We start from the raw sequence: 20,828 nt of genomic DNA, 5'->3' as shown, positions 1-20,828 counted from the left end.
CCACCCTTTCATTAGTCGTTCTTCTGAAAAACTAATTTAGTCTCCACCACCTCCGCAATCTCCTCCACTATCACTTGAGCTGCTACAATCATTGCTACTGTAGTCACCGAATCCACTTGATGAGCTTGAAGCGTATGAAGATTTTTTTCTTCTTTTTCTATCTTTTTTACTTTCATGACTAGGCCACACTTTATCAAATAATATAAAGAATAAGAATCCTTCTACCATAACAAGTATAACGCCAAAAATACCTTCAATAACATTAGGGGTTATCCCCAAATTGTTAACCATCCCACATAAAAACACGCAAAAAATCACATACAAGAACATACAAATATACCGAAATGTTTTTTCTATCATAATAACTACTTTTTTTGAAAGAGGTATGTTCTGTTCCTGTTTTTTCTTTATATACTTTTGTCTTTTAGCTTGCTTTTTCTTCCTATTTTTACTCCCCATTGAATCCCCTCTATCGACTTTCGTTTTTTTCATTCAATTCCAAATTATCACAAAAAACAACATCATAACAAGCTATATTTCACGTAAAGTTTTATTTACTTTTTGTAAAGTTTTATTTACTTATTTCCTAAAAATGGATATAATGAGTGTAACAAATTTACAAAAAGGAGACCTTGTATATTTGATTAAAAATAAGGTGAAACAATTCCGCGTCGTTAGAGACATCACTCAAGAGCAATTAGCTTCCTCTGTTCAAATCACCAGACAATCCCTCATCGCTATCGAGAAGAATAAATACAACCCAAGTTTAGAATTAGCATTGAAATTATGTGAGTTTTTCAACTGTAAAGTAGAAGATTTATTTCAATTAGATAAAACTGGGGAGGAAAAAGAATGAAAAATGCTTTTACTCAAAAGTTCATTTCACATCTTACTTTTTTAGTGTTAGGATCATCTTTTCTTTATTTCAATAGTACTGACGAAGAAAAGATTAGTTCTGTCCTTCTATTCGCTGGCGTATACATACTCTTATCCTTAATACTATTCGTAGTGAAACGAATATTCTTTAAGAAAAAAAAGAGCGTTTCCGAGAAATATCCATTACCTGAGATGGATGAAAGAATCGAGAAAATGAGTTTAAAACTTATGGCACAAATTTTCGGTCTCTCTCATTTAGTCGGCTCTACGATACTATTTATTTTATATCTCACTGACAAAAACTCGATGATACGAGTTGAGTATGCCTTATATTACTTGTTCGGCATTCTTTTCTTTACAATGATGTTCGGATTGAAAATTGTAAAGAAACTAGACAATTAATCAAAATAAAAAGACCCTCCTTACAAAAGGAGGGTCTTACATATATCTTTATTATGATAAAGCAGGAGCTTTTTCAAGAAGCTCTTTCGCATCAGCATATTGTAAACCGTGTGCTTCTGCAACTGCTTCGAATGTTACATAGCCATCTAATGTGTTAATACCTTTTAATAATGCAGTGTTGCCTAAGCAAGCATCTTTGTAGCCTTTGTTCGCAATTTGTACTGCATATGGTACTGTTACGTTTGTTAATGCAAGAGTTGATGTACGTGGAACTGCTCCTGGCATATTAGCAACTGCATAATGAACAACGCCATGTTTTTCGTAAGTTGGGTTGTCGTGAGTTGTAATACGGTCAGTTGTTTCGAAAATACCACCTTGGTCAATCGCGATATCTACAACGACAGAACCTGGTTCCATTGATTGAATCATTTCTTCTGTTACAAGTTTTGGCGCTTTTGCACCTGGGATTAATACTGCACCGATTACAAGATCAGACTCTTTTACAGCTTCTGCAATGTTGTATGGATTAGACATTAAAGTTTTTACTTGGTTTCCGAAAATGTCATCTAGTTGACGAAGACGTTCTGCACTTAAATCGATGATTGTTACATCTGCACCTAAACCTACTGCAATCTTCGCTGCGTTTGTACCAGCTTGACCACCGCCGATAATTGTTACTTTGCCGCGTTTTACCCCTGGAACGCCTGCAAGTAAAATACCTTTACCGCCTTTGTTTTTCTCAAGGAATTGTGCACCGATTTGTGCAGACATACGACCAGCTACTTCACTCATAGGTGCAAGTAATGGTAAAGAACGATTGTCTAACTGTACTGTTTCGTATGCAATTGATACAACTTTGTTATCAATTAATGCTTTCGTTAATTCTGGTTCTGGAGCTAAGTGTAAGTATGTGAATAAAATTAAACCTTCGCGGAAATAACCGTACTCACTTGCAACTGGCTCTTTTACCTTCATAACCATATCTTGATTCCATGCTTCTTCAGCAGTTTCAACAAGTTTTGCACCAGCTTGTACGTATTCTTCATCTGTAAAGCCAGATCCTAAACCTGCTCCTTTTTGAACAAAAACTTCATGACCATTTTGTACTAAGTGTACTGCTCCCGCTGGCGTCATTGCCACGCGGTTTTCATTGTTTTTAATTTCTGTTGGAATACCGATACGCATTATTAGTTCCCCCTTGAGTTATGAAATGACCCCTGAATCATTTTTTAAAGCGCTTTCTACGCTCTTATATTTTAACATAATATCTCAATATTTGACAAAAAATAATACAAGTTTTCCGATGGATTTAATCTTACATGAAAGGACAGTATTATCCACACCTCTCAGCATACAGGATAAACTGTCCAATTATACGAAACTTCAATTTATTTCGCTCTATCGATGTCTATGAATAACATCTACTGCACCAGTTACTTCAATAATTGTACCGGTAATCATATCGGAATCTTCCTCACATAAAAACGAAATCGTTCTTGCGATATCTTCACCTGTTCCAGATCTACCAATTGGTGTGTTACGTTCTTTCAACTGACGTGCTTCTTGAATTGTCGCTTCTTTCATTTCACCAATAATATCACCAGGACATACCATGTTCGCAGTAATACCATATTCTGCTTCTTCATAAGCAACTGTTTTAGTTAATGAAACAAGTCCTACTTTCGCTGCTGCAAAAGCTGAACGATAAATCCATCCTGGTGCGCTATCTGCCCCTTGGAATCCGTAATTAATAATACGGCCAAAGTTCTGTTTTCTCATAATCGGAACGACAAGTTTCAACAAATGAAACACCGCTGTTAAATTACCCTGAATCATTTCATTCCATTCGTCTTCTTCATAATCGACTAACTTTTTTCGTTCAAACACATATGGACCAGCATTATTAATTAAAAAATCAATTTTGCCAAAACGGCTTATCGCTTCTTCTACTATTTTATGTAAATCTTCCTTTTTCGTGACATCCGCTTGCACGAATTGTAGACGCTCTTCCATATTTTTATATGTTTCTTTCATCGTTTCCATAGCAGTTATATCGCTATGATATGTTACTGTTACTGAATACCCTTTAGCCAATAACTTTTCTGTTACTTGCTTTCCTAAACCTTTCGTACCGGCTGTAATGAGCGCGTGTCTCACAAACATGCCTCCTTTTAAATTGCTATACTTCATATGTAACAAGTTCTCGCCCCAATTACAACTAAAATGAATTAAAGCAAAGTTTTCAAAATTCTGTAACGTTTCCGACAAGCACATTACCAAAATTTGTTTTATAATAAAGTTGTAAACGGTAATAAAAATGATTGGGAGGAATTTACTATGAATAATACATATACAAATATTTTAATCGCGGTGGATGGTTCTAAAGAAGCAGAAAGAGCTTTTAAAAAAGCAATTCAAGTCGCAAAACGCAACAATGCAACATTAACAATTGCTCATATCGTTGATGTAAAAGCATACTCAGCAGTAGAAGCTTATAGCCGCGCAATTGCTGAACGTGCAAATCTATTTGCAGAAGACTTATTAGAAGACTACAAAAAAACTGCGCTTGAAGCTGGCCTTGAAAAAATTGAAACTGTATTAGAATTTGGTAATCCTAAATCTAAAATTTCAAAAGAAATCGCTCCAAACCATAAAGTAGATTTAATTATGTGTGGTGCAACTGGTTTAAATGCTGTTGAGCGTTTCCTAATTGGTAGCGTCTCTGAACATATTATTCGCTATGCGAAATGCGATGTCCTTGTTGTTCGTGGTGATGAGGAGCAAGGTGAGCTTTAATTCATAAAAATAAATAGGGTAGATAAGAGGCTTTCTCTTATCTACCCTATTTTCATTTATACTTTAGGAATTCTGTAATCCGGATTATGTTGTTCCCAGCCACCTTGTGTATCTACACTCGTATCACCATCACCATCTACCCATATTGTTCTCCCGTCAGGTAAAACTCTTTCATGGGGTGTTACATGATGAGCATTTGGATTTTCCTCCGTCGTATATTCTACGTCAGTTGCATCTGGATGTACTGCTTGTGCTATGCTATCACTTCCTACTCCCTCAGCAATTCCATCTACACCATCAACTATATCTATAACTCCAACCGAGAAAACACCTACAGCCGCAACCTTTGCTAATTCTTTTCCTGCCTCTATCGCTTTATCAGTATCTCCCTCTCGTATCGCTTGCACCGTTTCAACTCCCTTTTCTGAAACATGTACAATACCTTTTCCAATTGTCGTTGCCGTATCTTGAACCGTTCCAAGTATTTCTTCGTACCCTCGCTTCGCTTGCTGTTTATCGTCTGTAATAAGCCCACCTATAGCATCATATGTACCATCAGCAAGATTTCCAACAATTTCCCCAGTTTTCACAGTAGCTTTATTAACGCCTTTTCCAACATCTTTTATGAAATTACTATTCGTAACTTCTCCTACCGCTTCTATCGCACCACCCACTACTTCAGCTGTAACTTTGGCCACTGCTCCAGTTATTGATTTTATTAAACCCATACCGCATCCCCTTTTTCTCTATAAATCATTATATAATATTATTACAATTATAATTATATAGTTGTAGCCTATATAACTACAACTTATTTCACATACTTCACTATAAATACAAGACAAACCACCACAACAATGACGATTGCCAACACATAAGATGGTAAGAACTTCATAGACCACAGTGCCATCATAATCGTCGCAATCGTTAAATACGTTTGCTTTGCATCTTCTGTCATTTTTTTACGAAGCAAGAACACATACAAATAACCGATTGGCGGCGTAATGAAGCACAGAACATATATGACTTTAGATTTTAAATACCATTTTTGTTCTCCGAGTTTCTTTATATCTTCTTCTATTCTCTTATGCTCTTGTTCTCTCGCTTCTTCTACAAACGGATCTTCCTCTTCTCCTCGCTTTTCTTTCATATACGGAAGAAAGTGCACGAAAAAATAGTATGCAAATACGAACGCTCCAAATCCAATATTTAATCTTTCTAATGGAATATGCTCACTAAAGAAAACAGCAGTAAGTACTAAAGACAAACAGTACGTCATCATCCAAAATGAACGTTTTCTCTTTTTCCGTTCGATTTCTTTTTTATCTTGTACATGTTTTCTTTTCGAAAGCCATATTGAAATACAGCAATCTACTACAAATAGAATAAAGATAAATATCCCAACGTGTACTGTTTCTACATCCTTAAATGAAAAGATATTTGGGAATGCAACGTGTAATACAATTAGCGTGTACAAAATTAACCCTATAAAATAAATACGCCTCATTTTCCATTCCTTTCTTATTTTCTAACTTTAGGTTAACATACATTTTTTAGAAATAGATGGACAAAATATATGTGTTTAAAAAAGGAGGATGCTGCATGGGTGATTCCGAACGCATTATTTTAGATGTGAATGGGAAAGAAATTGAAATGCTAGATACGATTCGTACTCATTTTAAAGATAAGCATGGCGTGGAACTAAGTAATGGTGCATTACTTAGAGATTTGATGGATATTGAGTATATTCGAATTACGGAAGATCGACATAAGTATGATTAATCGATGAAACTTTAAGCCTAGAGCAAAATGCTCTAGGCTTACTTACCTCCTCACGAAAAATGTTATAATTAGGAAAAAACAAGTATGGAGGATGCTCTACTATGAAATCTGAAAATATCTCAAAACATTTTCACACATTACATGTACAAAGGAACGAGTTCCTTCCTCATCTCCATTCATTATCACAAGAACAACTATGGTATAGGAAAGAGGACAAAAAATGGTCTACTGGTGAACACTTTTATCACTTATATTTAATTACAAGGATGCTCAAAGTAGCGATTAAATTCTCTCTCACTCTTATCCCTTATGCAAAGCTAAGAAAAAATACCCCATTTGAAACTGAAATACACGACATTTATGCCGAATATAAAGAAAAGCATGGTAAAGGAATGAAAGCACCTTGGATTTTAATCCCCTCAAAAAAAATCTATCACTCTATGAATGTAACTGAATTAGAAGAATTACTTTCCCGTGAAACAGATGAAATAAAAAAACTTGTTCAAAATATAGAAGAAAATATCGCCGGACATATCGTATTTTTAGATCCAATCGCTCACTATCCTAACCTGATTCAATCTATCCAACTATTAGCGATACATGAGAAACATCATTTTATGATTATGAAATGATAGATCCCCCCTAAAAATCTAAACACAAAAAAAGTAAGGTGCTTTCTAAAAAAGCACCTTACCTTCTCTCTCATACATCATTTAATTCCTACAAACTCTCCAACTAACGCTTTCGCCTTCTCCAAAGCTTTTTCAATTTGCTCAAACCCTGTCCCGCCAGCACTATTACGACGCTTTACAGCTGCATATGATGAAAGAACTTCATATAAATCTTCTTCAAATAATGAGCTCATTTCTTTGTATGTTTCAAGTGGTACATCTAATAAATAAATTCCTTTTTGCGTACAATGAAGAACTAGTTTCCCGACAATTTCATGAGCTTGACGGAATGGCAGTCCCTTGCTTGCTAAATAGTCGGCAATTTCTGTTGCGTTTGAGAAATCTTGGGTTACAGCTTGCCCCATCTTTTCTTTGTTGACAGTCATCGTTTCTAGCATGCCTGCCATAATATGAAGGCATCCTTCTACTGTTTTTACTGTATCAAACATTCCTTCTTTATCTTCTTGTAAGTCTTTATTGTAAGCGAGCGGTAATCCTTTCATTACTGTAAGTAAACTAAATAAATTACCGTACACTCTGCCTGTTTTACCACGAATTAATTCCGCCATATCCGGATTTTTCTTTTGCGGCATAATGCTGCTTCCCGTTGCGTATTGATCGCTCATTTCAATAAATTGAAACTCTTGGCTACTCCATAAAATAAGTTCTTCGCAAAAGCGTGATAAGTGCATCATGAGCATAGATGAGTTACTTAGGAACTCCAGTATGAAATCACGATCGCTTACTGCATCTAAACTATTTTCATAGATTCCATTAAATCCAAGAAGCTCCGCACTATATTCTCGATCAATCGGGAATGTTGTCCCAGCTAATGCTCCTGCTCCTAATGGTGAAATGTTAATGCGCTTTAATGAATCTTCATAACGATTCACATCACGCTCTAACATCCAAAAGTAAGCGAGAATATGATGAGCAAATGAAATTGGCTGCGCACGCTGCAAATGCGTATAACCAGGCATAATGGTTTCAATATTATTTTCTGCTTGATGAACAAGAACCGTTTGCAATTGTTTTGTAGCTTTTATAATATGTTCTACTTTTTCTTTCAAATATAAATGCATATCAGTCGCTACTTGATCGTTACGGCTTCGTCCTGTATGAAGTTTCCCTCCTACTTCACCGATTTGTTCAATTAACATTTTTTCAATGTTTAAATGAATATCTTCTGCTTCTACTGAGAATTGAAGCTTACTCTCTTTTGCTTCTTTTAATAAATACTGAAGCCCTACCTTTATTTTCTCTGCTTCTTCTTTCGTAACGATACCTTGCTTTGCTAGCATCGTTACGTGTGCAATACTTCCCTTTATATCTTGATTTACTAATTGTTGATCGAAGGAGATGGATGCTCCAAACTCTTCAACCCACGCTTCCGCTTCTTCTGTAAAACGTCCGCCCCAAAGTTTGCTCACGCTTCCACCTTCTTTTGATTCACTTGGCTGTATACTTTCGTCGGTAAACCGAATAATGAAATGAATCCAACTGCTGCATCATGATTAAATTCGTCCTGAGCAGTATATGTTGCTAATTTTTCGTCATATAAAGAGTACTCAGATTTACGTCCTTCTACAATCGCATGGCCTTTAAATAATTTCACACGCACTGTACCTGTTACATTCTTTTGCGTTTCTTGTAAGAAAGCATGAAGCGCTTGTTTTAAAGGAGAGAACCATAAACCGTTATAAATAAGTTCTGTTATTTTCTGCTCAATCACCGGTTTAAAATGTGCCACTTCTTTTACGTGCGTTAGATCTTCCAGCTCTTTATGTGCTGTGATTAACGTCATTGCCGCTGGACATTCGTATACTTCACGCGATTTAATACCAACAAGACGATTTTCTACGTGATCGATACGTCCAACGCCATGTTTTCCAGCAAGGGCATTTAACGTTTTAATTAATTCTGAAAGTGAATATGCAGTGCCATTTAAAGTAGTCGGTACGCCTGCTTCAAAGCCGATTTCTACAAACTCTGGCTTATTCGGTGTATCTTCTAATACCAATGTCATCTCATATGCATCTTCTGGCGGCGCTGCCCATGGATCCTCTAAAATTCCACATTCGTTGCTGCGTCCCCATAAATTTTGATCGATTGAAAATGGGCTATCTAAATTAATAGGAATTGGAACATCGTTTTCTTTTGCATATGCAATTTCTTCTTCACGTGACCATTTCCATTCACGTACAGGCGCAATCACTTCTAAGTAAGGATTTAACGCTTGAATAGAAACTTCAAAACGAACTTGATCATTCCCTTTCCCTGTACATCCGTGTGCAACTGCAGTCGCCCCTTCTTGTTCTGCAATTTCTACTAATTTCTTAGCGATAAGTGGACGAGATAATGCAGAAACGAGAGGGTATTTCCCTTCGTATAACGTGTGTGCTTGCATAGCCATCAATGCATATTCATTTGCAAATTCTTCTTGAACATCGATCATATATGATTTAATTGCACCTACTGAAAGTGCCTTTTCTTTTACGAATGCTAAGTCTTTACCTTCCCCTAAGTCTAAACAAAGCGCGATAATATCATAATTCTTCTCTTGTAACCATTTAATTGCAACGGAAGTATCAAGACCTCCGGAATATGCTAATACCACTTTTTTCTTCTCCATTTTGCATCCCCCTAAAGAATAAATATTCATTTTCTTTTATAATAATACACACTTTAACACCTTTCACAAAATGTATCAAGAGTCATTTTCAAATTTTTTCAAACAATTTCGTCGAGCTTCTTTCTGTTTTCATGTACAATATAAGCAGGAAAACGGAGGTGAACCTATGGAAAAGTATTTCTTATACGACGATCATCTAGGAATTGAAATTCCGTATTTACAAGAAGATTGGGAAAATATCCCCGAAAAAATACAGCATGCTATTTTATTAAAATGGGAACAAGTTCGCGGAAAGATTCCTGATCGTATAAAAGAACTCGAGCACTCTATTAATGCAAAACAGCATCATTTAAATAACGAAGAAAACTTCGAAATTTCTTGCAAACTTAATTCAGAAATTGCCGATCTCGCTTCCATCATTAATGACCTTTGGCTTTGGTATCGACTCACTCAAAATGTATCTGAGGGGAAAGCACACCAATGAAAAAAGCATGCCCCTCAATTACTTTGGGTCATGCTTTTTTGTCGTAACACGATTTACAATATATTTCTTGTGCTGTTTTTGCCAAACACACATCAAACGGACCAACTAATATACTTCTTTCTTTCGGCAACTTTACAAAAGCAACTAGCTCTTCTTCATATTGAATCTTTTTCTGACATGAAACACATATTAATTCTTTTCTTTTGAACATGTCTTTTAGCATATCTTCACTCTCCCTCTCATCTATCTATATTAATATACTCTCATAATAGTTAAGACTTGTAAAAAAATGACACATTCCAAAGTGAACGATTCATATACTATGTACAAAAGGAGGTCTAAAATTTATGCGCGCTTTCGTTATTATTGCTTTAACTTTTTTAAGTGTGATTAGCTGGGATGCGTTTTTTAAAGATAAAGGTGACCAGAAAGATACAACTGAATAAACACCATCTCTTTCTTACTTATTGGACAAACCGTTAAAAACTGTCCAATTCTGCAAAATAACTTAGGCTTTTCTACAAAAATATTTAAACATAACAATTTTTGTAGATTCCCTCCGTTTATTGTCGGTTTCCATCCGCATACATTTTTTGAAAGTATGATATAATAATATAAATCTTGAAGGAAGGGATTTTGATATCATGATCGCTCGAAGGAGCATGTGGCATCGTATTGACGAATCATACACGTAGCGTATTTTTCAGCTTAGATACTTTAGTCTAGCGAAAAAAATACGAGAGTGGGGAAATTATGATTGCCCGAAGGATAATTTGGCAAAAAAAAGACTCTTCTTACACATAGCGTTTTGTTTAGGACTTAATTGTTACTAGCTAAACAAAACAAAGAAGAGCAGGATTGCTAAATGAAGAATCCTACTTCACGTTTTGTTTAGTCGTTTTAAGACTTAAACTAAAACGAAGGTAGGGAGAATTGATGGACGAGAGGATTATTCGTTATTTCTTCAGCGACATATAGCGTAGTTAGTTTTTTTAGTAAACTAACTGAAGCTACATGTGAGCTCGTAGTTAGTTTACAACACAAAAAGGACTACTAACTACGGAAAGAAGGAATAACGATGAGGAACATCCAAAGTCGACAAATTATTAAAGAAGTTTTTATGGTTTTAATCGGTTCATTTATTTTAGCAGCAGCGCTATATCACATTCACTTCCAAAACCACTTAACAGAAGGTGGCTTTGTAGGTATTGCACTATTCATCCAAAATTTTTATGATATTTCACCATCTATTTCAACTGTAATTATGGATATCCCAATTATTTTACTGTGTGCTTCATTTTTAGGTAGAAAAATGGTTGGTTATTCATTCCTAGGTTCGATTTCATTCGGAGTATTTTATTCTCTTATGGAAAATTATTCTCCATTTACGGTAGATTTATCAAATAATTTATTTGTAGCTGCAATAGTTGGCGGTGCGTTAGCTGGTATTGGACTCGGTTTTATATTGCGATTTGGCGGTGCAACCGGTGGAGACGATATTTTAACAATTGTATTAAGTAAACGAACTCGCTTTACAATTGGGCAAATTTTCTTCGTCTTTGACGCGATTGTTCTTGCGCTTTCATTATATTATTTAAATTGGACAGAAATTGCTTTCACTATTCTTTCGATTGCCGTACAAGCAAAAACATTGGATTTAATTTATTATCCAAAAGCAGAAAAAAAAGCGGAAAAGCAACCAGTATCTGTTCCAATGCCAAAAAAACATGCAACAAATTAAAAAAGCGAAAGGCTTCGGCCTCTCGCTTTTTTTACGCTCTCTTTTCTTTTTCAACTATGTGGCGCACTTGATAAAATCTATTTGCAAATTCAGTAACGTTTCTTGTTAAACGATAGTTCACTGTAGACCCGATTGCCATTCCAATTACCGGAATACCTTGGAATAATTTACGACGAAGAGCATAAATCGAAAATGTTTTCAAAATTTGTTTTAACACAACTTCAGTAGAAGCTGGTTGTAACACCGTTTCGTCTCCTTCGTAGAAGAACGAATCTTCTTGCTCTAGCTCTTGCAATAAATTGTACCATGCGTATTGCTGAAGTCTTCCTGGTAGTAATGACGCATGAAATACCTTTAATGCAAGCATCATTTCATAAGGCTTGTTCACATCATGCCCAAATGATGTTGCAATAAGTTGGACAGCCTTCACATTTAACGCAATCATAACCGGAAAATCAGCCGTTAATAATAATAAACCTCCGGCACCCGTTGCTCCGCCTTGTACGAATGAATATAGGCGATGACGTGCTGTTTGCTGCTCTGCTATGTATGTTAACTGATCAATAGATAATGCTTTCAAATCTTCTAGTTGCTCAATCGATTCATCAAACAATCTCGACGTTCCTAAAATACGATTACGCGCATCTAGCTGTGATTGTGAACTTTGAATCAATGCATGCAAATGAAAGAGCCATCCATCTGCTTTCGTAAAGAAATCTTTTCGTTTTTTCTCAGGCAATTTCGCAATTGTCGTATGTACCCATTTATCAAAGATTTTTTGAAAATCGGTCGCTTCTTGCTCCACTAATTGCGATTCCCATTCTTTTATATTGTCTAAAATGGCTTGTTCTCGCTTCGATCGCATCGTAACAACCACCTCGTTCGATTTTTTTCTATTGTAACATATTTCTGCTTCTTCTTTGCAAATATGCTTGTCTATATTCATTCACATACCATTTTTTTATGGCATAAAATATTAACAAAAAGGATGAGATGAATCACATGAATCTATCCAATATAAAAAAAGAATATAATGCCGTATTCAGCTTAGGACAAAACTGTTGGCCTGCTTGGGCCTTATATCAATTCGGACTATCACCATTTTTTGGCGTTATTGATTTTATGCTAAGCCCTTCATTAGGAAAAGTGAACTTATTATTACAAAATCGATTTGACCGTTTTTTACATTTCGAAAACTTATCCTTTATCTCATTTTGGGATGATGATGCGAAATTAAGACTAAGGGACAACCTATATGAAATCGACTCCTGTCACGACTTTAAAACAGATGTAAACACACCAACTTCTTGGCCTTCTTATTCAGAAATCAAGCTAAATTATGAGCATCGAATTACTCGTTTTCTAACTACAATTGAAATGGAAAAATCCATATTGTTTATTCGAACTGGAGGAACATACGAAGAAGCACGATCTCTGGAACAAATTTTATCTCAAATAGTTAAACATAAATTCTCTGTCCTATTACTACTTCCTGCAGATGTACCAACTGTTGCCCAAGAAGATTGGGGATTACAAAATATTTGCGTTATAAAATGCCCTATTATGGATGTATACCAGTACAATGAAGCATTTTGGCATGACTTATTTGATGGGATTACGATTAGACCGCAGGCTTAAATACACGATACTTTTTATTACACACTGCCTTATAATCATCCTTATACAAAAGAAATAAGGAGTGATTATATATGTATCTACGTGCAAAGGCTTTTGGTCTTGCTACACATCAAGGTCGCCTTCTCGTACAAGAATATCATACAGGCGATGAAACGTATTACCGACCTCTTGGCGGCTCAATTGAACTTGGTGAAAAATCAGCACATACCGTTATTCGTGAATTTAAAGAAGAGCTTCATACAGAAGTGGAAATCACCAATTATTTAGGCTGCTTAGAAAACATCTTTCAGCTAGATGAGGGAATTGGTCATGAAATCATTCAGCTATATTCTTTACGCTTATTAGACACATCACTATATGAAATGGAAAAAATGAATATACAAGATGAGCAAACAGTATCGTATGCGAAATGGATTCCCGTTACAGTATTCATTCAGAAGAAGAAAGTACTATATCCAGATGGAATTTTAAATTATATACAAAAGAAAAAAGACGAAATCCTATAGGATCTCGTCTTTCTTTTCATATAGTATATTAACCAATATCTCCAAGACGTAGTACGTCACGAGCAATCATAACTTCTTCGTCAGTTGGAATTACGATAATTTTTACTGGAGAGTGTGGGAAGCTGATGAATGCTTCTTCACCAAATACGTTATTACGTTTTACGTCGAAGTATACGCCCATGTACTCAAGGCCTTCTAATACGCGCTCACGAATAATTGCACTGTTTTCACCTACACCAGCTGTGAAGATGATTGCGTCTACACCTTTCATACGAGCAGTGTAAGAACCGATGTATTTGTGGATACGGCTTACGAATACATCAAGTGCTACTTTCGCACGGTGGTCGCCTTCTTCTTCTTTCGCAATGATGTCACGTAGGTCACTAGAGTAACCAGTAAGACCTAACATACCACTCTTCTTGTTTAATACGTTAACTACTTCTTCTACTGTTTGGCCTGTTTTTTCCATGATGTATGGAATTAACGCAGGGTCAAGGTTACCAGAACGTGTACCCATTGTTACACCAGCAAGTGGAGTGAAGCCCATAGAAGTATCGATAGATTTACCGCCTTCTACTGCTGCGATACTTGCACCGTTACCTAAGTGACAAGAAAGTAAGCTTAAGCTTTCAAGTGGACGACCTAATAATTCAGCCGCACGCTCAGTTACGTATTTATGAGAAGTTCCGTGGAAACCGTATTTACGGATACCGAATTTTTCATAGTACTCATATGGTAGGCTGTATAAGAATGCAGATTCCGGCATTGTTTGGTGGAATGCTGTATCGAATACTGCTACTGCTGGTACGTTTGGTAATACTTCTTGGAATGCTTTAATACCAACAAGGTTTGCTGGGTTATGAAGTGGTGCTAAATCGCTTAACTCTTCGATATCAGCTAATACTTCATCAGTAATTAAAACAGAGTCAGCAAATTTTTCGCCGCCGTGAACAACACGGTGACCGATACCGCCAATCTCATCTAGAGACTTAACGATTCCGTTTTCAGTTAATTTTTTAAGAAGCATATTTACTGCTACTGCATGATCTGGAATATTTGTAATTTCTTTTTGTTTTTCGCCATCTACAGTAATAGTGAAGATACTATCTTCTAAACCGATACGTTCTACTAAACCTTTTGTTAATACTGTTTCACTTGGCATTTCAAATAATTGGAATTTTAAGGAAGAGCTTCCTGCGTTAATCGCGATGATTTTTGACATCTAGTCTTTCGCCCCTTTTTCTCTTGGTAGTTGTGTGGATATGTCCACAAACCGCTCGATTTTATCTGATCAAATTCACTAAATATGAAAACGTTTCATCATTAGTGAATTTTATACTCACGATTTTAATTTAAACATCGTCCGACATATATTTCAAGTGAAAAAATTGTAACACCAAGAAAAAATATATATTACAGATTTCAAAAAAATTCAGTTTAATCTAGTATATATTTAAAAATATGACATATCATATAAAACTGTACTACATGAATTACTAACCCTGTTACATATACCTTACCTTATTTGTGGGTTGCAAACCAAGTATTTAATTGATCCATAATGTTCTCCATCGCCTTCATGTTGGAGAATTTAGGTAACTCCACTAATAACGCCTGTTTTGGCATTGTTACACTAGGACCTTTCTTTTGGAGAACAAATATACTTTTTGCATTTTTCTCGTTTTTAAACATGGAAACAGGTAGCTGTAATAGCCCTTGAATAAAACATGTTTCTTTAATAAATGCATGTAATTTGGGTGCTTGATCACTTTCAAAAATGAAGTTTGGTACTAGGAAGAATAAGTACCCGCCTTCTTTCGTATGTTTCACACTTTGTTCAATAAATAGGTGATGGGCATACGACATTCCTTCATCTGCTTTTAACTTATATTCACTTGCACCGATTTCATTTGGATAGTAACCAATCGGTAAGTCTGAAACGACTGCATCAACCGGATCGATATAAAGTGGCGCTAGTCCATCTTGATGGAAGAATTCGATTGCATGCTTTTGTAAATTTGCATTTACTAAAGCAAGTTTAATTAGCACTTCATCCACTTCTACACCAAATCCACTCATTGCTAGTCCTTCTTTGGCGCTATTAAATACTGTAGTCATTAAGTTACCTGTTCCAATTGCAGGATCTAAAACAGTAATTTCGTTTTGCCCTTGCATAAATTTATGGAATAAGTAGCTCATGAACATTCCAACTGCATCAGGCGTCATTTCGTGATTCGCTTGTACGCCTTCTTTCATTCCTTTTAAAATGGCTAACTGAAATGCTTTACGAATTTCTTCCCCTTTATATGTTTCTTCATTAAACGTACTATATTCACGATTCAGCCTTTCAATTGCTGATTCGGATAATTCCTCTTGTAAAATTGCTCCTTCAAACAAGTTATCACCTGTTTCTACAAGCGCCTCTAAATATGTTACATCTAATTCTTTACGTAAAACTACCGCAGAAGAATCAAAAATAGAAAATAATGTTTCTACTGTCTGACTCACGTACATTCCTCCTTCTCTCTTTTACACATAACTTATATCATACCACAAAGTGTTTTTTTCCAAAAAGAAAAAGCGACCTCCTGCAAAGAGCTCCCCTTTAAGTTATATATGATATAACGTTTTTTCTCATATATTGGTACCATTACGCAGCAATACATGAGAAAAAACGACCTCTTTATAAGAGGTCATTTCTTTCACATTATTTTGCCGCTTTAGCTGCTTCTAATGCTGCTTCATAGTTTGGATGGCTTGTACCTTCGCTTACGTATTCTGCGTAAACTACTTTGTCGTTGCTATCTACTACGAATACTGCACGAGCAAGTAAACGAAGCTCTTTCATTACTAAGCCGTAAGCTTCACCGAATGAAAGGTCACGGTGGTCAGAAAGTGTTACAACATTTTCTAAACCGTTTGCTGCACACCAACGTTTTTGAGCGAATGGTAGGTCAGCGCTAATTGTTAATACTTTCGCGTTTTCAATACCTGCTGCATCTTGGTTAAAACGACGTGTTTGTGCATCACACACACCTGTGTCGATTGAAGGTACAACACTAATTAATTTTACTTCGCCTTTGTATGTTTCTAAACTTACTGGAGATAAGTCATTTGCTAATACTTGGAATTTTGGCGCTTGATCGCCAACTTTAACTTCTGTTCCAACTAAAGTCATTGGGTTACCTTTAAAAGTTACGTTTGCCACTTGAAAATCCTCCCTTATTTAAACAAAATATGTACACTGTAAATGATAGTTTGTCCCTATCGATAATGCAAATAAAATCGCTTTATTTACAAAAAAATTAAAGAAGCTAATCCATTGATTAGCTTCTTTATTTGTTAAATTTGAAATTCAGGATCGTCTTCTTTTCGTTTATCCATCATTTCCTTCACTTTATCAACAGCTTGTGGCGCTAATTCAATTATTTTATCGATGACGTGTGTTTGCTTATCTAAATGCAACACTTTTACACCTTCTCCATTTATAACAAGAAAAGCAACAGGATTAATAGAAACTCCTCCACCACTTCCCCCGCCAAATGGATGACGGCCTGAATGTTCTACTTTACCAAATTCACTTCCACCGGCGGCGAATCCGAAACTAACTTTCGAAACGGTAAGAATTACACTTCCATCTGCCGCTTTAATCGGATCACCAACAATTGTATTTACATCAGTCATTTGTTTTAAATGCTGCATTGCGGTTGTCATTAAACCTTGAATTGGATGGTCCATTCTATATCCCCCCTATGCTTGAACAGATTTTTCAGTCGTACCAGATCTTTGTCTTCTCATAAATACGAGTAATTTGATCCCTGTTCTTATAGCACGAAATATGCGAAAAGATGCCGTTAACTCACATCTTGATGCAAATCCTTTCCCTTGAAAAACAGGAGTAATTTCAAATTCTGGTACGTCTACAATATGCATATATTGTCCTACAACTCCAGCAGCCATTCCTTTTGTCCCCCATGCATATCCAGTGACAATTCCAGTGCTAGCTGCGTCGCCTGCTCCAATTTGCGTATGCCATTTCCACCCATTGATTTTCACTCGTTTGAGAAAATCTTTAACAATAGTATGAACTTCTTGTAGCTTTTTTATCAGCTCCCCCATACTATCAAGTTGCGCCATAATTTTATTATCTAATCCACCGTCTTTTTCAGCTTTTTCGATTTTCTGCCCTGTCTTTTTCTGTTGTTTTTCAATTCTTTCCAATACATCAAACGTATATCGAATCATCCATATTTTCACTTGAAACAAACATTGCTTTTCCATTTCTGAATATAAAAATGTCACTTTAAGCTTTATTTTCGACAATAGTATAAGCAAAATAAAAAGGAGAAGAATTATTATTCCAATCACGAGCCACTTCATACGTATCATCCTTTCACTCCGTACCCATTATCGACAAGTTTATTCATCATTAAACAGAATCCTTTAAGATTGAATATAAAAATTTTTCTAAAAATAAAAAAGGATTTTGACATTTTATATCGAAATATATTATTTGAACATATCGTCGGGGAACGTATTTGGATGATATGTAGCACGAAGAACAGAAAATTTAACTGCAGTGGAGGGATACATAATGGCAGATCGTCGCAATTTATTTTTCTTTTATGGTGATGACAAAGCAACGCTCGTTGAAAAAATGAAACCAATCTATCGTATTTTAGAAGAGAATGGATTCACCATATTAGATCATCCAAAAAATGCAAACGCTATCGTCAGTGTTGGAGATGATGCAACTTTCTTACAAGCCGTTCGTAAAACTGGTTTTAGAGAAGATTGCTTATACGCAGGGATTTCTACGAAAGATGAAATTTCGTTCTACTGCGATTTCCATATTGATCACGTTGATACAGCCCTTCAAGAAATTACAAAAAATGAAATTGAAGTGCGAAAATATCCAACAATTCAGGTAGATGTAGATCACAGTACATCTTTCTATTGTTTAAATGAGTTCTCATTACGTTCTAGTATCATTAAAACATTCGTTGTAGATGTTCACGTTGATGATCTATATTTCGAAACATTTAGAGGGGACGGTTTAGTTGTTTCCACCCCAACAGGAAGTACAGCTTACAATAAATCATTACATGGCGCGGTTGTTGACCCACTTATTCCGTGCTTCCAAGTAAGCGAACTAGCATCATTAAATAACAACACATACCGTACGCTCGGTTCACCGTTCATTTTAAATCACGAACGCACATTAACTTTAAAACTAAAACCAGACGGTAACGATTATCCTGTTATCGGTCTGGATAATGAAGCGCTTAGCATTAAACAAGTGGAAAAAGCTGTTGTACGCTTAAGCGATAAACAAATTAAAACAGTTAAATTAAAAAACAATTCCTTCTGGGAAAAAGTACAGAGAACGTTTTTATAGTAATCAAATAACCCTCGAATTATGGGATTTCCATAATTCGAGGGTTATTTATTTATCACATGCAACTTAACGCTGTTTCACAAAATATTTTGGAACAGGACAACAGTATATGAAATTATATCAACGACTTTTCAAATATATCTATCGTAACTCAAAATATATCAACGATTTTTCGAATATATCTATCACAAGTCAAAATATATCAACGATTTTAACCAAAATATCAATTTACCGACAAAAATTAACAATATCATCAACCTATCTAAAAAGAGGAAGCAACACCAAAATGTATTTTCAGGCCGTTTCCTCAAACTTTTAGACATCTTTCCTATAAACAATCTCCCCATCAATTACAGTCATTTCTGCTTGTAATTCTTTTATTTCTTCTGCTTCTATTTCAAAAATATTGCGGGCTAATATCGTAAAGTCCGCTTCATATCCTTTTGTAATTTGTCCTCTCTTCGCTTCTTTTCCAATTGCATAGGCACTTCCTGTCGTAAATAAAGAGACAGCCTCATATACCGTTAATCTTTCCTCTGGCATATAGCATAAACCGTCAATAAAACTTCTACGTGTAACAGCGCTATATATGCCTAAAAACGGATTCACTTGTTCAATTGGTGCGTCAGACCCACCGTTGCAGTGTAATCCTGCTTCCAGTAACGTCTTCCAAGCGTATGCATAACGAAGACGATGCTCGCCTAGTTTTTCAATGACCGATGGGAAGTCCGATGACACAAAGACGGGCTGAATATCGATAATAGCCGTCAAGTGTTGCATTCTCTCAATCAACTCTTCACGAGCTAACTGACAATGAATAATGCGGTCGCGTAATCCTTCTACTGGTGGATATAATTCAAGTGCATCAATGACATATTCAAGCGATAAATCACCGATTGTATGAATCGCAACTGGCATATGGAAATCACGTGCTTTTTTCACTAACTCCGCAAGCTCTTCACGTGAGAAGATTGCAACTCCATTTGTTTCCTGCGCATCTTCATACGGTTCACTTAATAAAGCTGTTCTTCCGCCAAAAGAGCCATCAGAAAAAATTTTCATCGCACCAAATTCAATATAATGCTCATTTTCATATCCTTTTCGCTCATGTGCCACTTCATGGTGAACGAGCAAGTGCGCTTTAAATGGCATTTCTTTTATAACATGAGAAAACGCATTATGCGTTTTTCTAAAACCACCGTAATAATTTAAATCTTCCGTATGCCCACCAACGAGTCCATATTGCCAACAGTCTTTTATCGCTGTTTGCAGAGCTCTTTGTAAGTAGGCTTCATCAATTTCAGGCTGAACATGTTTTATTAGTTCTTGTCCTTGTTCATATAAAAGCCCTGTTACATTATTCAATGCGTCCCGGCCGACTTTTCCTCCTTTCGGGTCTTGCGTCGTTTCTGTTATGTTCGCTTCTTGCAATATGTATGAATTCACCCATGTAACGTGGCGACAAACCCGCTTTAATAAAATTGGATGTTCTGTAGAAATTTCATCTAAATCACGTACATGAACTTGTTTTGTATCTGTAAAGTTATTTTCATTCCAGCCTTCTCCAATAATCCAAGAGCCCTTTGGAGCTTCTTCCACTCGCTCCCGCACAAGAGTCAGCACTTCGCTATAAGATGTACAGTTTGATAAATCTAAACGAAGTAATCTCTCTCCATGACCAATAAGATGCATATGACTATCAACGAGACCTGGAATCATCGTTTTCCCTTTTAAGTCGCACAACTTCACGTCTGAATATTTGCTTTCTAGTTCTTCCTTACTCCCGGCATCAACGATCATACCCTTTTCAACATAAATAGCTTCTACTTTTTCATTCTCTTCTCGCATCGTGTAAATGGTGCCGCCATACCAAATCTCTCCCATATACTCATCCCCTTTTCC

The 20,828-nt window shown here is 36.0% G+C and carries 25 protein-coding genes; 10 read left to right on the top strand and 15 right to left on the bottom strand.

All coding sequences use genetic code 11. The features are described 5' to 3' along the window. Positions 1–36 precede the first annotated feature (36 nt). On the bottom strand, positions 37–459 hold the full coding sequence (locus tag DN392_RS02880; protein ID WP_000534973.1) for a hypothetical protein: 423 nt from the start codon (positions 457–459) through the stop codon (positions 37–39). Between the two features lie 133 nt (positions 460–592). Here DN392_RS02880 and DN392_RS02875 point away from each other — a divergent pair, with 133 nt between their 5' ends. Further along, the gene (locus tag DN392_RS02875; protein WP_033658700.1) at positions 593–856 is read left to right on the top strand and encodes a helix-turn-helix transcriptional regulator; all 264 of its coding nucleotides are present in this window, start codon (positions 593–595) and stop codon (positions 854–856) included. Continuing rightward, positions 853–1,278: a hypothetical protein gene (locus DN392_RS02870; RefSeq protein WP_061673023.1), complete on the top strand. Its 426-nt coding sequence runs from the start codon at positions 853–855 to the stop codon at positions 1,276–1,278. Before DN392_RS02875 ends, DN392_RS02870 begins: the two co-directional genes overlap by 4 nt. A 51-nt stretch (positions 1,279–1,329) precedes the next feature. Here DN392_RS02870 and ald read toward each other — a convergent pair whose 3' ends face one another. After that, a complete protein-coding gene (gene ald / locus DN392_RS02865; RefSeq protein WP_001219405.1) occupies positions 1,330–2,463 on the bottom strand; it encodes an alanine dehydrogenase in 1,134 nt (377 codons plus the stop codon). A 213-nt stretch (positions 2,464–2,676) separates the two neighbouring features. Continuing rightward, positions 2,677–3,468, bottom strand: coding sequence for an SDR family oxidoreductase (locus DN392_RS02860; protein WP_033657720.1), 792 nt, complete (start codon positions 3,466–3,468; stop codon positions 2,677–2,679). Between the two features lie 147 nt (positions 3,469–3,615). On the opposite strand from DN392_RS02860, the gene DN392_RS02855 reads away from it, so the two are divergent. After that, positions 3,616–4,074 (top strand): universal stress protein, encoded by a 459-nt coding sequence (locus tag DN392_RS02855; RefSeq protein ID WP_001066681.1) that lies wholly within the window; start codon positions 3,616–3,618, stop codon positions 4,072–4,074. A gap of 56 nt (positions 4,075–4,130) precedes the next feature. Here DN392_RS02855 and DN392_RS02850 read toward each other — a convergent pair whose 3' ends face one another. After that, positions 4,131–4,802 (bottom strand): hypothetical protein, encoded by a 672-nt coding sequence (locus DN392_RS02850; protein WP_000522932.1) that lies wholly within the window; start codon positions 4,800–4,802, stop codon positions 4,131–4,133. Positions 4,803–4,885: 83 nt separating this feature from the next. Continuing rightward, positions 4,886–5,581, bottom strand: coding sequence for a hypothetical protein (locus DN392_RS02845; RefSeq protein ID WP_001252908.1), 696 nt, complete (start codon positions 5,579–5,581; stop codon positions 4,886–4,888). 95 nt (positions 5,582–5,676) lie between these two features. Between DN392_RS02845 and DN392_RS02840 the strand changes: the two genes are divergently transcribed. Together DN392_RS02840 and DN392_RS02835 are read left to right on the top strand one after the other, a co-directional pair. Further along, the gene (locus tag DN392_RS02840; RefSeq protein ID WP_000502807.1) at positions 5,677–5,856 is read left to right on the top strand and encodes a hypothetical protein; all 180 of its coding nucleotides are present in this window, start codon (positions 5,677–5,679) and stop codon (positions 5,854–5,856) included. A 101-nt stretch (positions 5,857–5,957) separates the two neighbouring features. Then, positions 5,958–6,488 (top strand): DinB family protein, encoded by a 531-nt coding sequence (locus tag DN392_RS02835; RefSeq protein ID WP_000834355.1) that lies wholly within the window; start codon positions 5,958–5,960, stop codon positions 6,486–6,488. A 77-nt stretch (positions 6,489–6,565) separates the two neighbouring features. Here the strand turns inward: DN392_RS02835 and argH are convergent, their stop codons facing one another. Both argH and DN392_RS02825 read right to left on the bottom strand, forming a co-directional pair. After that, the gene (gene argH / locus DN392_RS02830) at positions 6,566–7,957 is read right to left on the bottom strand and encodes an argininosuccinate lyase (RefSeq protein ID WP_000041249.1); all 1,392 of its coding nucleotides are present in this window, start codon (positions 7,955–7,957) and stop codon (positions 6,566–6,568) included. Continuing rightward, positions 7,954–9,159: an argininosuccinate synthase gene (locus tag DN392_RS02825; protein WP_064449018.1), complete on the bottom strand. Its 1,206-nt coding sequence runs from the start codon at positions 9,157–9,159 to the stop codon at positions 7,954–7,956. Before DN392_RS02825 ends, argH begins: the two co-directional genes overlap by 4 nt. A gap of 166 nt (positions 9,160–9,325) precedes the next feature. Between DN392_RS02825 and DN392_RS02820 the strand changes: the two genes are divergently transcribed. Then, complete coding sequence (locus tag DN392_RS02820; protein ID WP_000417209.1) at positions 9,326–9,643, top strand: hypothetical protein; 318 nt, start codon at positions 9,326–9,328, stop codon at positions 9,641–9,643. A 28-nt stretch (positions 9,644–9,671) separates the two neighbouring features. Here DN392_RS02820 and DN392_RS02815 read toward each other — a convergent pair whose 3' ends face one another. After that, a complete protein-coding gene (locus DN392_RS02815; RefSeq protein WP_000910278.1) occupies positions 9,672–9,866 on the bottom strand; it encodes a hypothetical protein in 195 nt (64 codons plus the stop codon). Between the two features lie 855 nt (positions 9,867–10,721). On the opposite strand from DN392_RS02815, the gene DN392_RS02805 reads away from it, so the two are divergent. Beyond that, positions 10,722–11,384, top strand: coding sequence for a YitT family protein (locus DN392_RS02805; RefSeq protein ID WP_001244522.1), 663 nt, complete (start codon positions 10,722–10,724; stop codon positions 11,382–11,384). Positions 11,385–11,415: 31 nt separating this feature from the next. Here DN392_RS02805 and DN392_RS02800 read toward each other — a convergent pair whose 3' ends face one another. Further along, positions 11,416–12,249: an EcsC family protein gene (locus DN392_RS02800; RefSeq protein WP_001256866.1), complete on the bottom strand. Its 834-nt coding sequence runs from the start codon at positions 12,247–12,249 to the stop codon at positions 11,416–11,418. A 137-nt stretch (positions 12,250–12,386) separates the two neighbouring features. Here DN392_RS02800 and DN392_RS02795 point away from each other — a divergent pair, with 137 nt between their 5' ends. Both DN392_RS02795 and DN392_RS02790 read left to right on the top strand, forming a co-directional pair. After that, a complete protein-coding gene (locus DN392_RS02795) occupies positions 12,387–13,022 on the top strand; it encodes a DUF1796 family putative cysteine peptidase (protein WP_061673025.1) in 636 nt (211 codons plus the stop codon). A 71-nt stretch (positions 13,023–13,093) separates the two neighbouring features. Next, positions 13,094–13,528, top strand: a complete 435-nt coding sequence (locus DN392_RS02790) for an NUDIX hydrolase (RefSeq protein WP_048565770.1) — start codon at positions 13,094–13,096, stop codon at positions 13,526–13,528. A gap of 28 nt (positions 13,529–13,556) precedes the next feature. Here the strand turns inward: DN392_RS02790 and ackA are convergent, their stop codons facing one another. From ackA to DN392_RS02765, 5 genes are all read right to left on the bottom strand, one after another. Beyond that, positions 13,557–14,750 carry an acetate kinase gene (gene ackA / locus DN392_RS02785; RefSeq protein WP_000034572.1) on the bottom strand — a complete coding sequence of 398 codons (1,194 nt, stop codon included), beginning with the start codon at positions 14,748–14,750 and terminating at the stop codon, positions 13,557–13,559. A 299-nt stretch (positions 14,751–15,049) separates the two neighbouring features. Further along, complete coding sequence (locus tag DN392_RS02780) at positions 15,050–16,036, bottom strand: class I SAM-dependent methyltransferase (RefSeq protein WP_000084362.1); 987 nt, start codon at positions 16,034–16,036, stop codon at positions 15,050–15,052. Positions 16,037–16,235: 199 nt separating this feature from the next. Further along, positions 16,236–16,736, bottom strand: coding sequence for a thiol peroxidase (tpx, locus tag DN392_RS02775; RefSeq protein ID WP_000024522.1), 501 nt, complete (start codon positions 16,734–16,736; stop codon positions 16,236–16,238). Between the two features lie 134 nt (positions 16,737–16,870). Continuing rightward, on the bottom strand, positions 16,871–17,266 hold the full coding sequence (gene ytfJ / locus DN392_RS02770; RefSeq protein ID WP_000350005.1) for a GerW family sporulation protein: 396 nt from the start codon (positions 17,264–17,266) through the stop codon (positions 16,871–16,873). Between the two features lie 12 nt (positions 17,267–17,278). Beyond that, complete coding sequence (locus DN392_RS02765) at positions 17,279–17,917, bottom strand: DUF2953 domain-containing protein (RefSeq protein WP_002107586.1); 639 nt, start codon at positions 17,915–17,917, stop codon at positions 17,279–17,281. A 205-nt stretch (positions 17,918–18,122) separates the two neighbouring features. Between DN392_RS02765 and DN392_RS02760 the strand changes: the two genes are divergently transcribed. Beyond that, positions 18,123–18,926, top strand: a complete 804-nt coding sequence (locus DN392_RS02760; protein WP_000785181.1) for an NAD kinase — start codon at positions 18,123–18,125, stop codon at positions 18,924–18,926. A gap of 315 nt (positions 18,927–19,241) precedes the next feature. Here DN392_RS02760 and DN392_RS02755 read toward each other — a convergent pair whose 3' ends face one another. Next, positions 19,242–20,810 carry an amidohydrolase gene (locus tag DN392_RS02755; protein ID WP_061673026.1) on the bottom strand — a complete coding sequence of 523 codons (1,569 nt, stop codon included), beginning with the start codon at positions 20,808–20,810 and terminating at the stop codon, positions 19,242–19,244. Positions 20,811–20,828: the final 18 nt, after the last annotated feature.

This window comes from Bacillus sp. BB51/4, from assembly GCF_008368845.1.
GTDB classification, from domain to species: domain Bacteria; phylum Bacillota; class Bacilli; order Bacillales; family Bacillaceae_G; genus Bacillus_A; species Bacillus_A wiedmannii.
This window is presented reverse-complemented; position numbering and strand designations above follow the sequence as displayed.

Coding starts and splice junctions, on each gene's coding strand:
- DN392_RS02880 (WP_000534973.1), bottom strand. CDS start 459: ATGGGGAGTAAAAATAGGAAGAAAAAGCAAGCTAAAAGACAAAAGTAT.
- DN392_RS02875 (WP_033658700.1), top strand. CDS start 593: ATGGATATAATGAGTGTAACAAATTTACAAAAAGGAGACCTTGTATAT.
- DN392_RS02870 (WP_061673023.1), top strand. CDS start 853: ATGAAAAATGCTTTTACTCAAAAGTTCATTTCACATCTTACTTTTTTA.
- ald (WP_001219405.1), bottom strand. CDS start 2,463: ATGCGTATCGGTATTCCAACAGAAATTAAAAACAATGAAAACCGCGTG.
- DN392_RS02860 (WP_033657720.1), bottom strand. CDS start 3,468: ATGAAGTATAGCAATTTAAAAGGAGGCATGTTTGTGAGACACGCGCTC.
- DN392_RS02855 (WP_001066681.1), top strand. CDS start 3,616: ATGAATAATACATATACAAATATTTTAATCGCGGTGGATGGTTCTAAA.
- DN392_RS02850 (WP_000522932.1), bottom strand. CDS start 4,802: ATGGGTTTAATAAAATCAATAACTGGAGCAGTGGCCAAAGTTACAGCT.
- DN392_RS02845 (WP_001252908.1), bottom strand. CDS start 5,581: ATGAGGCGTATTTATTTTATAGGGTTAATTTTGTACACGCTAATTGTA.
- DN392_RS02840 (WP_000502807.1), top strand. CDS start 5,677: ATGGGTGATTCCGAACGCATTATTTTAGATGTGAATGGGAAAGAAATT.
- DN392_RS02835 (WP_000834355.1), top strand. CDS start 5,958: ATGAAATCTGAAAATATCTCAAAACATTTTCACACATTACATGTACAA.
- DN392_RS02825 (WP_064449018.1), bottom strand. CDS start 9,159: ATGGAGAAGAAAAAAGTGGTATTAGCATATTCCGGAGGTCTTGATACT.
- DN392_RS02820 (WP_000417209.1), top strand. CDS start 9,326: ATGGAAAAGTATTTCTTATACGACGATCATCTAGGAATTGAAATTCCG.
- DN392_RS02815 (WP_000910278.1), bottom strand. CDS start 9,866: ATGCTAAAAGACATGTTCAAAAGAAAAGAATTAATATGTGTTTCATGT.
- DN392_RS02805 (WP_001244522.1), top strand. CDS start 10,722: ATGAGGAACATCCAAAGTCGACAAATTATTAAAGAAGTTTTTATGGTT.
- DN392_RS02800 (WP_001256866.1), bottom strand. CDS start 12,249: ATGCGATCGAAGCGAGAACAAGCCATTTTAGACAATATAAAAGAATGG.
- DN392_RS02795 (WP_061673025.1), top strand. CDS start 12,387: ATGAATCTATCCAATATAAAAAAAGAATATAATGCCGTATTCAGCTTA.
- DN392_RS02790 (WP_048565770.1), top strand. CDS start 13,094: ATGTATCTACGTGCAAAGGCTTTTGGTCTTGCTACACATCAAGGTCGC.
- ackA (WP_000034572.1), bottom strand. CDS start 14,750: ATGTCAAAAATCATCGCGATTAACGCAGGAAGCTCTTCCTTAAAATTC.
- ytfJ (WP_000350005.1), bottom strand. CDS start 17,266: ATGGACCATCCAATTCAAGGTTTAATGACAACCGCAATGCAGCATTTA.
- DN392_RS02765 (WP_002107586.1), bottom strand. CDS start 17,917: ATGATACGTATGAAGTGGCTCGTGATTGGAATAATAATTCTTCTCCTT.
- DN392_RS02760 (WP_000785181.1), top strand. CDS start 18,123: ATGGCAGATCGTCGCAATTTATTTTTCTTTTATGGTGATGACAAAGCA.
- DN392_RS02755 (WP_061673026.1), bottom strand. CDS start 20,810: ATGGGAGAGATTTGGTATGGCGGCACCATTTACACGATGCGAGAAGAG.